The sequence below is a fragment of the Pseudomonas sp. NPDC087804 genome (assembly GCF_044742965.1).
GTDB lineage: Bacteria > Pseudomonadota > Gammaproteobacteria > Pseudomonadales > Pseudomonadaceae > Aquipseudomonas > Aquipseudomonas rustica.
In genome coordinates, this window is record NZ_JBIUVN010000008.1 from 67,432 (window position 1) to 81,294 (window position 13,863).

At 61.0% G+C, this 13,863-nt stretch carries 14 protein-coding genes; all 14 read right to left on the reverse strand.

Translation table 11 applies throughout. From position 1 onward, the window contains the following. Positions 1-169: 169 nt before the first annotated feature. The gene (locus tag ACIOMO_RS13915) at positions 170-592 is read right to left on the reverse strand and encodes a hypothetical protein (protein ID WP_053116879.1); all 423 of its coding nucleotides are present in this window, start codon (positions 590-592) and stop codon (positions 170-172) included. A gap of 221 nt (positions 593-813) precedes the next feature. After that, complete coding sequence (locus tag ACIOMO_RS13920) at positions 814-1,824, reverse strand: FecCD family ABC transporter permease (protein WP_400750745.1); 1,011 nt, start codon at positions 1,822-1,824, stop codon at positions 814-816. Continuing rightward, positions 1,821-2,768 (reverse strand): ABC transporter substrate-binding protein, encoded by a 948-nt coding sequence (locus ACIOMO_RS13925; RefSeq protein ID WP_401241365.1) that lies wholly within the window; start codon positions 2,766-2,768, stop codon positions 1,821-1,823. Before ACIOMO_RS13925 ends, ACIOMO_RS13920 begins: the two co-directional genes overlap by 4 nt. Next, positions 2,765-3,553 (reverse strand): ABC transporter ATP-binding protein, encoded by a 789-nt coding sequence (locus tag ACIOMO_RS13930; RefSeq protein ID WP_401241368.1) that lies wholly within the window; start codon positions 3,551-3,553, stop codon positions 2,765-2,767. Before ACIOMO_RS13930 ends, ACIOMO_RS13925 begins: the two co-directional genes overlap by 4 nt. 113 nt (positions 3,554-3,666) lie before the next feature. Further along, positions 3,667-5,790, reverse strand: a complete 2,124-nt coding sequence (locus tag ACIOMO_RS13935; protein WP_401241371.1) for a TonB-dependent receptor — start codon at positions 5,788-5,790, stop codon at positions 3,667-3,669. A gap of 151 nt (positions 5,791-5,941) precedes the next feature. Then, positions 5,942-7,321 carry a PepSY domain-containing protein gene (locus tag ACIOMO_RS13940; RefSeq protein ID WP_282357202.1) on the reverse strand — a complete coding sequence of 460 codons (1,380 nt, stop codon included), beginning with the start codon at positions 7,319-7,321 and terminating at the stop codon, positions 5,942-5,944. A gap of 100 nt (positions 7,322-7,421) precedes the next feature. Then, entirely contained in the window at positions 7,422-9,542 is a 2,121-nt protein-coding gene (locus tag ACIOMO_RS13945; RefSeq protein ID WP_401241374.1) for a TonB-dependent copper receptor, read from the reverse strand. A gap of 84 nt (positions 9,543-9,626) precedes the next feature. Next, positions 9,627-10,061: a DUF2946 domain-containing protein gene (locus tag ACIOMO_RS13950; RefSeq protein ID WP_401241376.1), complete on the reverse strand. Its 435-nt coding sequence runs from the start codon at positions 10,059-10,061 to the stop codon at positions 9,627-9,629. Between the two features lie 21 nt (positions 10,062-10,082). Continuing rightward, positions 10,083-10,562 (reverse strand): copper chaperone PCu(A)C, encoded by a 480-nt coding sequence (locus ACIOMO_RS13955; RefSeq protein WP_401241378.1) that lies wholly within the window; start codon positions 10,560-10,562, stop codon positions 10,083-10,085. A 48-nt stretch (positions 10,563-10,610) separates the two neighbouring features. Next, entirely contained in the window at positions 10,611-11,009 is a 399-nt protein-coding gene (locus tag ACIOMO_RS13960; protein WP_282357207.1) for a DUF2946 domain-containing protein, read from the reverse strand. A 99-nt stretch (positions 11,010-11,108) separates the two neighbouring features. Further along, positions 11,109-11,399, reverse strand: a complete 291-nt coding sequence (locus tag ACIOMO_RS13965; RefSeq protein ID WP_053116889.1) for an addiction module antidote protein — start codon at positions 11,397-11,399, stop codon at positions 11,109-11,111. Between the two features lie 3 nt (positions 11,400-11,402). Further along, entirely contained in the window at positions 11,403-11,705 is a 303-nt protein-coding gene (locus tag ACIOMO_RS13970) for a type II toxin-antitoxin system RelE/ParE family toxin (RefSeq protein ID WP_053116890.1), read from the reverse strand. 157 nt (positions 11,706-11,862) lie between these two features. Beyond that, the gene (locus tag ACIOMO_RS13975; RefSeq protein WP_401241383.1) at positions 11,863-12,594 is read right to left on the reverse strand and encodes a cobalt-precorrin-6A reductase; all 732 of its coding nucleotides are present in this window, start codon (positions 12,592-12,594) and stop codon (positions 11,863-11,865) included. Beyond that, positions 12,587-13,798, reverse strand: a complete 1,212-nt coding sequence (gene cbiE, locus ACIOMO_RS13980; protein WP_401241386.1) for a precorrin-6y C5,15-methyltransferase (decarboxylating) subunit CbiE — start codon at positions 13,796-13,798, stop codon at positions 12,587-12,589. Before cbiE ends, ACIOMO_RS13975 begins: the two co-directional genes overlap by 8 nt. Positions 13,799-13,863: the final 65 nt, after the last annotated feature.

The window sequence follows — 13,863 nt, forward strand, 5'->3', positions numbered from 1 at the left end:
TTCAGGCAGGAAAATGTCGTGTTAGAGCGCTTGCGCGGTTTTGCGCTGCACCACGAAGGGACGCGCAGGGCGCGTTGGTGCATGCGGTCGCGCCACTTTGGGGCGCGGAGGGACAGGTCGCTGAACAGCGGACGTGGGAGCAGAACTGCTCCCACGGTATGAAGGGGGTTCAGCTCTTGACGCAGTTTTCCATGCCGTGACCGCCGCCTTCGTATTCAGGGCCGTAGTAGTACTTGGTAAAGGACGCTTTGCCGTCAGACGACGTGCTCATTTTGGCGATACCCACGCCAAAATCTTTGAGTGCCGGGTCGGTATGCGCGAAGTAGATGGCCAGTGAGGTTGCCTGGGCGGCCGCGAAACCGTTGTAAAGCGACTTGTCCGCCAGCGTCAGAGTGAAGGCGTATGCGCCGTATTCACCCGTGCTCTGCCCGGCATTCAGTTGCATATCGACAGTGCCCTTGAACTCGCCGATGTGGCTGTCCATGCCGGTGCATGCGTAGGTGCCGCTGTAGTCCGTGCCGGTAAACGGCGCTTGCGCCGCCCAGGCTGGCGCGGTGATAAATGCGATGGATGCGATTATTTTTTTGAGCATCGTGCTTACCCTATCTTCTGTGGACAGACGCCTTTCGACGGATACACGCCGAATATTGCGCATCTGATCGCCAACGGTTCAGCGATGGCGAGAGGCTAAGGAGCGGACGTCTGACAGACAACCTGAAAAGTTCGTAGGAAATTTCCGTTTTCGTGGTTTTGGCAGATGTAGTTGTCGACAGGAAATCTGGTTCCGGGCAGGGCTCTGGCGATCTAACGGATTCAGCGACGACGCATCAATCCGATGAAGAACAGACCACCGATAGCCGCGGTGGCGATGCCGATCGGCAAGTCTTCCGGCGCGATCAATGTGCGCGCTGCGACATCGACCCAGACCAGAAAGATGCTGCCAAGCAGCACGCACGCCGGTAGCAAACGCCGATGCTCGGCACCGACCAGACGCCGCGCGATGTGCGGCACCATCAGCCCGACAAAGCCGATCGAGCCGCTGATCGATACCAGCACACCGGTCATCAACGAGGCGATGACGAACACCCGTAAACGCACCGCGCGTGCATTCAAACCGAGGGTCACGGCGGTTTGCTCGCCGGCCATCAATGCGTTCAACGGTCGCGCCATGCCCAGCAGCAACATCAACCCGAGCAGCACGCTGGCCGCTGGCACCGCGAGCAACTCCCAACGCGCCAGCCCGAGGCCGCCGAGCATCCAGAACATCACCGCCGAACTCGCGCGATGGTCGCCCATGAACAGCAGCAGATTGGCGATCGCCATCATCACGAACGACACCGCCACGCCACACAGCAGCAGGCGGTCACTGTCGAGCCGGCCATGGCGACTGGCAATCGCCAGCACCACCAGCATGCTCAACAGCGCGCCGATGAACGCGGCGATCGGCAAGGTCAGCAGCCCGACAATTTCGCCGACATGCAGCACCACAATCACCGCGCCCAGCGTGGCCCCAGAGGTGACGCCGAGCAGGTGCGGATCGGCCAGCGGATTGCGCGTCACCGCTTGCAGCACCGCGCCGATCAGCGCCAGCCCGGCACCGACCAGTGCACCGAGGAGCATGCGCGGCACGCGAATCAGCCAGACGATATGTTCCTGCCCGGCGCTCCAGCTCACCTCGCCAACACCGAAAGCCTTGTGCAGCAAAATCCGCCACACCACGTCCACCGGCACCCGCGCCGGGCCGAAGCCGAGCGAGACCACGCACGACACCAGCAACACGGCGCCGAGGGCGAGCAGCAGCAAGGCATAGCGACGGTTGATCATTCGCCGTGGAAACCTTTGGCCAGGGTTTCAACGGCCAACACGTTGTCGATGCCCGGCGTGGCCTGCACATACGGGATGACGATGAAGCGCTGGTTCTTGATCGCATCGACCGATTGCAGGGCTTGGTTATCGAGCAGGAACTGGATTTTCTGCTCCGCGGTGATTTCGCTGTAGTCGACGATCACGATCACTTGCGGATTGTGCTCGACCACGGTTTCCCAGTTGACCCGCGTCCAGCTCGCCTCGACGTCATCGAGAATATTGCGCCCGCCCGCCGCATCGATCAGCGCTTGCGGCATGCCGAGGCGGCCAGAGGTCATCGCGCGGTCTTCGCCGCTGTCATAAAGGAACACGCGCGGTTTTTCTGCCGGCAGGTCTTTGCGCACGGCAGCGACTTGCGCCTGCATGTCGGCGATCAAGGCATTGGCGCGATCCTGCACGTCGAAGATTTTGCCGAGGTTGCGCAGGTCGTTGTAAGTGTCATCCAGCGTCGCCGCCGGGCGCTTCATCACGAAAGCGCAGGATTCGGTCAATTCATAAACGTTGATGCCCAGCGGTTGCAGGGTTTGCGGCGTCAGGTCGCCGCCGATGCGCATGCCGTAATCCCAACCGGCGAAGAAGAAATCGACATTGGCATTGAGCAGGGTTTCCACCGACGGGTACTTCGCCGCGAGCTCCGGCAGACCGTCGAGCAGCGATTGCATCTCGGGTGTCACCGACTTCCAGCCACTGACGCCGCTGTAGCCGGCCATCCGCGATTTGAGGCCGAGGGCGAGCATCATCTGGGTCATGTTGATGTCGTGGCTGACTGCGTGTTTCGGCGCTTCCTTGAAGGTCACGTCGCGGTTGCAGCTGTGCACGGTCAGCGGGTATTTGGTCGCTTCGGCCAACGCCTCGGCACTGCACAAAAGAAGGGCGACGCAAAGCAGGGAACGCAGGGTCATGGTCGGGTTATCCAGGTGATTCGCGGGTAGCCGTGGAGGGGATGCGCATCGATCAACGCTTCGACGCCGAACACCTCGCGCAGCAATTTTTCAGTGAGGACTTCTTGCGGCGTGCCGCTGGCGACGATGCGGCCGTGATCGATCACGTACAAACGGTCGCAGAACGCGGCGGCCAAATTCAGGTCGTGGATGCTGGCGAGGGTGCCGATCTTCAGGCGTTTGACCAGTTGCAGCAGTTCGAGCTGATAGCGCGGGTCGAGGTGATTGGTCGGCTCGTCGAGGATCAGCAGTTGCGGTTGTTGAGTCAGGGCGCGGGCGAGGATCACCCGCTGCTTTTCACCGCCGGAGAGGGTGGCGAAGGCATGGTCTTCGAAGCCTTCGAGGCCGACGGATTTCAGCGCTTGAGTGGCCAGATCGCGGTCTTCCCGGGTGTCACCGTCGAACAGACGTTTGTGCGGCGAGCGGCCCATGGCGACGACTTCTTCGACGGTCAGGCCGAAGGCATCAGGAAACTCCTGCAAGACCACGGCGATGCGTTGCGCGCACCAGCGTGAGGATTGTTTCCAGACGTTGTGGTGATCGAGTTTGACCTCACCGCTTTCCGGCGGGCTGAAGCGATAGGCGCAGCGCAGCAGGCTGGTTTTGCCGCTGCCGTTGGGGCCGATCAACCCGACGAACTCACCGGCGGCCACCTGCAACGAGGCGTCACGCAGCTGGAACTGGTGATGACAGTGGCCGTGGCCCAGCGGTGTCCAGGCGAGGTCGGTGAGGGTGAGTGAGGTCATGCTTCTGCTCTGGGATGTTTGGTGATGCTGATGACGCTTTCGCGGGCAAGCCTTGCTCCTACAGGTAGCGTTAATCTGTAGGAGCAAGGCTTGCCCGCGAAGGCGTTACTAAATCAAAAGGTGTAATCAGCGCTGACAAAAAACGAGCGCGGTTCGCCAAGGATCCACTGCTGCCCCTCATTGTATTGGCTTTGCGCATACCGGCGGTCAAACAGGTTGTTCACCTGCAAGCCCAGCGTCGTGTTGCGCAGCGCTTGCCACGACAACGTCGCGTCGACCACGGTGTAACTCGGCAGCTCGTTGCGGTTGGCCATGTCGGCGTAACGCGCATCAACATACCGCACACCGGCGCCGGCCTTGAGATCATCGCTGAGCGCTTTGTTCAACCAAAGGTTGGCCGTACGCCTTGGTACGTCCACCGGACGATTGCCGTTATACGACAGCGTCTGGCCGTTCACCACCTCCGAGAAATCGTCGTACTTGGCCTTCACGATCGCCGCGTTCGCTTGCAGTTGCCAGGCATGCGGCAGTTGCAGATCGAGGCTCGCTTCCAGACCGTTAGACGACTGCTGACCCACCTGCTGCTTGAGCGTCGGGTTGCCCGGATCATCGGTCAGCAGCTTCTTCTTGACGATGCGATACGCCGCCAAGGTGAATTCGCCGCGCTGATCCCAGAACAATTGCTTCAAGCCGACTTCAGTCTGGCGTGCGGTCGACAGATCGTACTGCTGCTGGCTCGGGCTCAGAGAAATCAGCCCGCCAATACCGTCGGTGCTGGTCGCTATCTGGCCGTAGAACGAGGTGTCCGGCGTCAACGCAAACACCAGCCCGGCCTTCCAGTTGTTGCCGGTCAGGGTCTTGTCGCTCTGACTGCCATCGAGCAGATTATTGCGATCGACGTGCACGTAATCGCGGCGCACACCGGTCACCAGCGACCAGCGCTCACTCAGTTGCGTGCGGTTCTCGGCGAACACCGACATCTGTTTGGTGGTGCTGTCGAACTGATCGCGATAAGAGTCGGCGCTCTCGAAAGTGCCGGCCTGCGGGTGATACAGATCCACGGCCTGGCCGTTCGGCAACACGTCGTTGAACGGCGAGTTGCTGTTGAGCTGGAAGCGGATGCGGTTGTACTCGACGCCGCTGACGGTCTGGCTGTCGAGGCCGAACAGCGAGTGTTTGAAGGTGAAGGTCTGACGGTCGCCAACCTGTTCTTGTTTATGGCCGATGCCGAAATAACCGCTGCGGCTCAATTGCTGCGTGCCCGCGTCGAAGTTGTAGTTCTCGGCGTTCTGCCAGCGGCGCTGGGCCTTGAGGTAATACAACTCGTTGCTGGCGCTGACCGAGTCGTTGATCTGCCAGTCGCTGGTCAGACGCGTCCACTGATCGTTGTAATGCTGTTTGTCATCGCGCACGTTGTAGTTCTTGTAACGCAGGCTGTCCTGCAAATGGCCGTTGATCAACGGCGTGCCGAAGTAGTTTTGCGGGTGCTGATCGCCGTAATCGTGGGCGAGGGTAAACGCCAGATCTTCGCTGGCCTGCCAGCGCAGGGCGGCGCTGATGAAGTCGCTGGAGGCGTCGCCGCGATCGATCCAGCCGTTGCTGCGCAGACGATTGAGATTGAGGCGATAGCTCAACGTATCGCTCAGTGAACCGCCGCTGTCGAAGGCCTGCTGTTGGCTATCGTAAGAGCCGTAACCGACGCGCAGATGATTTTCGATGTCGCCCTCGAATGGCTTCTTCGGAATAACGTTGACCACCGCGCCGGTCGCGCCTTCGCCGTACAACACCGACGCCGGGCCACGCAGCACATCGACACGCTCCACCGACCAGGTGTCGACCGGGAACGTGACGGTGCCCATGCCGGTGTACATGCGGTTGCCGTCATACAACTGCATCACCGAACTCTGCCCGGTGAAACCGCGCGCCTGCAACGATGTGCCGCCATCGCCCGGCGTCCCGGTGCGGCTGATGCCGGTGCTGCGCGACACCGCGTCCTGCACGCTGCGATCGCCGCGCGCGCGGACTTGCTCGCCGCTGAGGCTTTCGACGCTGGCCGGGGTTTGCATGGCGCTGAGGTTCAGCCGCGAACCGGCGGTGGTCGGCGTGGTGAGGCTGACGGTTGCATCGTCAACGGCAGGCGCGCTGATGGTGCCGGTGGGCAACGTCAGGGCGGCGCTGTCGGCGTGGGCATTGTTCATGGCGAACAGGCAGAGGCTGGACAAGAGGTACTTGTTCATCGGTGCGGTGGATCACTTCATCAAATGAAAAGCCCACGACTTGTGGTCGTGGGCAGAATGGCAAATTCGAGTTATACAGTAACACTAAAAATTGCCGGCATATAAGCCCCGGCAGTCTATAGAGCTGTCTAAATCGCGCATCTCGCCTGTTTCATGATGAAGTTGAGGCAGATTCAGGTTGGCGACCAAACCGCGACAGCAGCAGTCGATCCAGCAACCACACCACCACCAGCGAAGCCCCCACCAGCGGAAAAATCACCGCCAGCGCGAGCATGATGACCACGCCGGTTTTCCATTTCGGCAGGTCATGCCGCAGCGGTGGCACGCCGAATTTGCCCTGTGGCCGACGCTTCCACCAGATCACCACGCCGCTGACGGCGCTGAGCAGAATCATCAGACAGATCAGCAGCACGACGATCTGATTGAAGGTGCCGAACATCTTGCCTTCGTGGAGCATCACGCCGATTTCGGTGGCGCGGGCAACCGTGCCGTACTGTTCGAAACGCACATCGGCGAGGACTTTGCCGGTGTATTGATCGACGTGCAGGGTGGCGTCGTTGCGCGGATCGTCGGCGAACACGGCGATGGTGAACACGCCGGTGGCGGTGGTCGGCAGGGTGATGCTGTAACCCGGTTCGACCTTGCGCGCGGTGGCGATGTTTTGCACGTCTTGCAGGCTGATGCTCGGTGCCGCCGGGCCAGCGTTGGCGCCGCCGTGGGCCATGTGTTCGGCGTGGTCGCCGGACATCGGCATCGGCGTGTTTTCCATTGCCCAAGGCACGGTCTGGCGGGTGGCGCTGTTCAGGGTTCGCGCTTCAACATCGGAGGTCGGCACGTTGTCCCACATCGCCGCCGGGAACACGTTCCACACCTGCGCGTATTGTTTGCCCCAGAAACCGGTCCAGGTCATGCCGCTGAGCAACATCACCAGCAGCAATGTCGCACCCCAGAACCCGGTGACCGCGTGCAGATCCCGCCACAACACACGACCGCGACTGTTCAGCCGTGGCCACAAAATGCCGGCGGCCTGACCGCGCGGCCACCACAGAAACAACCCGGACACCACCAGCACCACGCCCCAACCGGCGGCCATTTCGATGAGGCGGTCACCAACGGTGCCGATCATCAATTCGCCGTGAATCGCGCGGGCGATGGCTTGCAGGTTTTGCTTGGCATCTTGCTCGCCGAGGATGTCGCCGTGGTACGGATCGACGAACACGTTGAGTTCGTGACCGGCGTTGGTCACCACAAATTGCGCGCTGCGTTCGGCGTTGACCGGCGGCAGGTATTGGGTGACCTGGCCTTGTGGATAAGCGCTTTTTACCCGTTGCAGCAAGTCATCGGCCGGGACGCTGTGATGACCGGCGGGGACGTTGAGCAGGCTGCTGTACATCAGTGAGTCGAGTTGCGGTTTGAACAGGTAAATCATGCCGGTCAGGGCCAGCATCACCATAAAAGGGGCGACGAAGAGCCCGGCGTAAAAATGCCAACGCCAGGCCAGGTTGTAGAAATTCGGTTTGGGCTGATTCATCACGTGTGCTCCGCTGGGCGAATTTTTTTAGATCAAGAGATCGCAGCCTTCGGCAGCTCCTACAGGGGTACATGCGGGCTGCGATCTTTTGACTTTCTTGTTAGAAACTCATGTCCACCTTGGTCCAGAGCGTGCGCCCCGGTTCGTTGATGGCTTGCGGGTCGTTGGCCGGGTAGCCGAATCCGGCGTTGCCCGCCAGGTTCAAGTGTTCGGCGTAAGCCTTGCCGAACAGGTTGTCGACGCCGCTGCTGACCTTCCAGTTTTTGTTGATCCGGTAGGCACCGTTGAGTGAGAACACGCCGAAGCCCGAACTCTTGTCGTAATCCTTGCCGACCACGTTGCCCTTGTTCTGGTCGATACGGTTTTGCGCGGCAACCACCCTCCACAGTGCGCCGGCGCTCCAGTTGTCTTTGGTATAGGTCAGACCGAAGCGTGCATCCAGCGGCGGCATTTGCGGCAGGGCCGAACCGTCGCTGCTGTTCTTGCCCCAGGCGTAGGCCAGGGTTGCATCGGTCTTCCAGTTGTCGGTGAGTTGATACGCGGCACCGAGTTCACCGCCCATGATTCGCGCGTCGATGTTCTCGGCGCGCGAAGTGCTCATGCCCATCATTCCCGGGGTGTAATCGAAGAGGATGTAATCGCGCACCACGCCGACGTAACCGGAAGCCCAGGCTTCCAGATCGGCGCTCTTGTAGTTCACGCCGAAATCGAACTGCGTGGTTTTCTCCGGTTTGATCGAATCGAACGCGTTGAGCGAACCGACCGGGCCGCTGCTCGCCGAGAATAGCTCCCAGTAATCCGGAAAGCGCTGCGCGTGACCGAGGCCGGCGTAGAGCGTGGTCGGGCTGTCGGCGAGGTCATGCTCGTAGCGCACGAAGCCGCTGGGCAGGGTGTCGGCGCGGGTGTCGTCGGCGGTCGGATTGGGGCGGGTCATCATTCCCGAGCCGCTGGTTTGCCGATAATCCTTGGCCGAGGCGCGGTCGACGCGGGCGCCGGTGATCAGCCGATCGCGGTCGGCGGCGTACCAGGTCATTTCACTGAACACGCCGTAGTTATGGAAATCGGCGTCCTTGGTGTAGGGCAGATCTTTGTAGGTGTCGACGCCCATTGAACTGCGCTGGCGATGCTCGTTGGTCTGCGCGTCGAGGCCGGTGATCAGTTGAATGTCGGCCCAACGCCAGGTCGCTTTGATCCGCGCACCGAGGGTGCGGCGGTCGACATTGGACGCCATGGGCCCGGCCATCATGCCGGTGCCGGACGGCGTGCGCAGGGTGTAGTTGTCCATCACGTGGTCGGCGTAGTTGTAGTAGACCTGTGCTTCGAGTTTCTCCAGCACGTCGGTGATGTTGGATTTTTCGAAACGCAGGGCGAGGCTTTCACGCAGGAATTGCGAGCCGTCCATGCCGCGCCCAGCGTAGCGCGCTTCGCCGTCGCCCTTGCCGGCGGTGAGCTCGATCAGGGTGTCGGCATCCGGCGTCCAGCCGACCGCGACGTCGCCGTTCCACTTGTCGTAGCGCGAGGCGACGATGTCGTTGTTGCCGTCGCGGTAATCGTCGGAATGCGCGGTGTTGCCGATCACGCGCACGTAACCCAACGGGCCACCGGCAGCGGCATCGACAACCTTGTCGAAGCGTCCGTGAGAACCGGCCAGAACGCTGGCGTTCACCCGCGTGCCGAGTTCGCCGAAGCTCTCCGGTTCACGATCAAACAACACCGTGCCCGCCGAGGCGCCCGGGCCGTAAAGCACGGTTTGCGGGCCTTTGATCACGGTGAGTTTGTCGTAGGTTTCCGGCGAGATGTACGAGGTCGGCGCGTCCATCCGGCCCGGGCAAGCGCCGAGCAGCATGCTGCCGTTGGTGAGGATGTTCAGACGCGAGCCGAACATGCCGCGCAATACCGGATCGCCGTTGGTGCCGCCATTGCGCACCAGCGCAAAACCCGGAATGGTTTTCAGATAATCGCCGCCGTCACTCGCCGGCACTGGTTGGCGTGGATCTTTTGGGTTGGTAACGATGGTCAGCGGTGAGCTCGGCGCGATCGCGGTGATCACCGTTGGACTCAGTTCGTCGTTGTGGCCGGTGTGATCATCGGCCAACACCAACGGGGACAGCAGGACGCCGCAAAGGACGGCGCTAGCGTGCCTGAAACGAATCCGCGATTCGTTCAAAGCGAAGGACGCCGGGGCGGAACCCGAGCGTGAAACAGCAGCAAACCTGGACATGACAATTTCCATCAAACAGTCGTAAACGACACGGCCGGCAGCCTGAAGCTGTCTTCTCCACCGTGTGCAATCAAAGGTGCGTGTTTACGCTGCGATGGGTGGTGCGCGGCTGCGGGCGCCGGGGAAGAAGGTTTGCCGGGCGTGACCCAGGCGCGGGGAGGGCGGAGTGAAAGTGTTGAGTGGCGGGATGTTGAAGGCGACGAAATCGCCGCCGCCGGTCAGTGCCGGGCAATTGAACAGCAGGCTGCAATAGCCGCATTTTTCCCACAGCACATGGTGCGAGGATTGTGGCGGGCAGTGTTCGGCGCTGGGTTTCGCGTCATGTCCGGAGTGATCCATCCCCGGCATGTCCATGCTCATTGGCAGGGAGGTCGAGGCGTGTTGATCCATCGGCATCGACTGAGAAATCAGTGGGCCGATGAAAATCATCAACATGGCGAACAGGGCGATCCAGCTGCCGCGAGTCAGGTGTTCAGTCTGACGGCGTGGCGCGGAGGGCCTGGCGCTCAGCGGGCGCATGGGCGGAATCTGCCGGAAGGCTTACTGAGCGTGCGCGTGAGCCTGCGTGGTTTCCGGGGGCTTCTTCTGCACCGAAACTTCGACGGTGACGTCGCCGGCCTTCTCGAAATGCATCGTCAGCGGGAATTGCTTGCCGTCCGTGAGCAGGCTGCGATCAGTCGGGTTGAGCAGCATCACGTGATAGGCCATCGGCGCAAATATCACGTTGCCGCCAGCAGGGATTTCCACGCTCGGCACCTGCTGCATCTTCATCAGATCGCCTTGCATCACATGCTCATGCAACTGCGCTTGGGGGGCGATCGGCGAGTCGACGCTGAGCAAGCGGTCAGCCGTTTTGCCGCCGTTGTGAATCACGAAATACGCAGCAACGGTCGGCGCATTCGGCGGCAACTCCTGCGACCACGGGTGGGCGATTTCAATCTCGCCAGCCTTGTATTCGTGGGCATTGGCGAAGCACGCGGGCAGCAACAGCGCAGCGATGACGATGAATTTGTTCAACATGGCAGTTCTCCAGAACGATTTGAAACGCAGGTCAATTGCGAGAACAAATCAAACCAGAGGAGAGGCGCGGGGATTGAGGCTCGGCCATTGCTGGCGCGGAGTAGGGGTTTGCAGTGAGAGCGGCGCGACGCTGTGATTGCTTTCATAGCGGGCGAAATACAGCTGCGGCGAATGGCCCGGCAACGCCACCAATGGCGCAGAACCCGAGCAACACCAGCAATGCTGCATGTTGGAATGCGTGTCGTTGGCCGGCGCCTTCTGCTCGGGGGAACCGATGTTGATCGCGACCATCTTCGTCCCGCTGCCGGTGCAGAAACTGCTCCACAGCAACTGTTCGGCCGGTGAATTGGCCGCCTGCGCCATCGCCCCCGTCATCGGCATGGCGAGCATGTTGAACAGCACTGCAAAGCAGGCGATCCAGGCAAATGCTAGCCGTTGTCGGTTCATGGGAGAGATCCATTGGGTGGGCGATCAGGCGCGGGCTATTTAGCCTGATCAGGGCCGATAAGTAAAAAAGCGTCGTGCGGTTTGGTGTCGCAGCGTTTTTCAAGACGCTACGGCATGCAGCCTCATACCGAGCGCCTTCATGACTTTCATGATAGTTGCGAATTCAGGGTTGCCAGTGCTACTCAGCGCTTTATAGAGACTTTCGCGACCCAAACCTGCATCCCGTGCCACTTGCGTCATGCCTTGAGCGCGGGCGATGTCATTGAGCGCTGCACGGATCAGAACGCCATCGCCTTCATCGTCGTCAAAACAGGCGTCTAGATATGCCGCCATGTCCTCGGGAGTTTTGAGGTATTCGGCAGCGTCAAAACGGGCGAATTCTTCGGTCATGATTCACTCCTCATTTCCGATGTTATGCGCCATCTGCACGGCGCGTTTGATATCTCTCTTTTGTGTCGATTTGTCGCCCCCGATCAACAGCAGATAAACCACTTCGCCTTTACGTGTGAAGTACATCCTGTAACCAGGGCCGTAATGAACGCGCATTTCATAAACGGTATCACCCACAAACCCGCAGTCGCCAAAGTTGCCATGTTCAGCTGCCTTGAGTCTGGAGATGATTCGGCCTTTACCGATGATGTCTTTCAAGGAGTCGAGCCATTCGGAAAACAGGCGGGTTCGTTCAACGACGATCATTCTGAATCGTATTCCTTGGGATACAAGCTGGCAAGCCGCTTTTCTTGGCTGTCTGCTTGTCGGGATTAAAGGAACCGAAGTATTGGGGGAAGGTGTAGTGAAGAACAGTCGGCTGCGTCCTCAAAAATTGCAGGCAAATTCGCAGAAAAATTGAAAGTTAGGAAAAGTCTTGCGTCGTCAGGGCCGCGAGGACTTCAGACGCCGACCCAAACTCCCTATCAACCCCCGGCAACACCGGCCGCTTCAACACCAGCACCGGCACCCCACGCTCGCGTGCCACTTCCAGTTTCGGCTCGGTCGCAGTGCTGCCGCTGTTTTTGCTGATCAGCACATCGATCTGCCGGCGTTCGAACAAGGCGCGTTCATCGTCGATCAGAAACGGCCCGCGCGCGCCGATGACTTCGCAGCGTTCGTTACCGGGATAAACGTCGAGGGCGCGCAGCGTCCAGAATTGCTCGGCGGGGATTTCGTCGAGATGCTGCAATGGTTCTCGGCCAAGGGTAAACAGCGGACGGCGGAAGGGTTTGAGGGCATTGATCAGCTCCGCCCAGTCGCTGACTTCGCGCCAGTCATCGCCCGCTTGCGGCTGCCACGCCGGGCGGCGCAGGGCCCAGCAGGGGATGCCGGTCAGATGCGCAGCGGTGGTGGCGTTCTGGCTGATCTGTGCGGCGTACGGGTGCGTGGCGTCGAGCAGCAGGTCGATGGCTTCCGCGCGAATAAACTGCGCCAGACCTTCGGCACCGCCATAACCGCCGACGCGCACCTGACAGGTCAGATCGGTCGGCACACGACCGACACCGGCGAGGCTGTAAATGTGCTCCGGCCCCAGCGTACGGGCGATGGCGAGTGCTTCGGTGACGCCGCCGAGCAACAGGATTCGTTTACGCATCGAAGGGTTTAACCAGATCAAGCAGCGTGATCGGCAACGCTTGTCGCCACGTATCAAACTCGCCCAGCGGCTGCGCCTGCGCGACATGAATGCGCGTCAGCTCACCGCCGAAACGTTCGCGCCAGCTCATCAGGGTGACTTCACTTTGCAGGGTCACGGCGTTGGCCACTAGACGCCCGCCGGGTTTGAGCCGTTCCCAGCACGTTTCAAGCACGCCCTCACGGGTGACGCCGCCGCCGATGAAAATCGCATCCGGGCGCTCCAGACCTTGCAGCGCTTGGGGCGCCTTGCCGCGAATCAACTGCAAACCGGGCACGCCCAACGCATCTCGGTTGAGATCGATCAATTGCTGACGGCCGTCATCGGCTTCGATGGCCAGCGCGCGACAGCTCGGATGTGCGCGCATCCATTCGATGCCGATCGAGCCGCTGCCGGCGCCGACGTCCCAAAGCAATTCACCGGGCGTCGGGGCGAGGCGGGCGAGGGTGATGGTGCGCACGTCGCGTTTGGTCAGTTGGCCGTCATGTTTGAACGCCGAGTCCGGCAGGCCGGCAAGGCGAGACAAGCGTGGCGTGTTGGCGTCGGCGAGGCATTCGATGGCGATCACGTTGAGGTCGGCAGTCGAGGCAAGGTTCCAGTCGTGGGCGCTGGCGTCGATCCGTTGCTCGGCATCGCCACCCAAGTGTTCGAACACGCTCATGCGACTCGGACCAAAGCCGCGCTCACGCAGCAATTGCGCAACTGCCGCCGGGCTCCGTCCGTCATTGCTCAACAGCAGCAACCGCACGCCGCTGAACAACTGCGCATTGAGCGCTGCCAGTGGCCGCGCCACCAACGACACGATGCGCACTTCCTGCAACGGCCAGCCCAGCCTTGCCGCCGCCAGCGAGCAAGAAGAGGGCGCGGGAAAAATCAGCATTTCATCACTCGGCACCTGCCGCGCGAGACTGGCGCCGACGCCGTAGAACATCGGATCACCACTGGCCAACACACAGACCGCTTCGCCGCGCTGCTCAAGCACCGGCGCGAGAGAAAACGGGCTCGGCCACAACTGGCGTTCGCCGCGAATGCACACCGGCAGCAAATCCAGCTGACGCTGGCCACCGACGATTCGCGAGGCATTCATCAAGGCGCGCCGGGCATTTTTGCCCAAGCCTTTGAAGCCGTCTTCACCGATTCCCACTACGGTCAGCCAGGGTGACATCTATATTCCTCTAAACATGCCGTTCCGACGGGCAGTCTTTTCATGCCGCCGGACAAAGCAGGCAT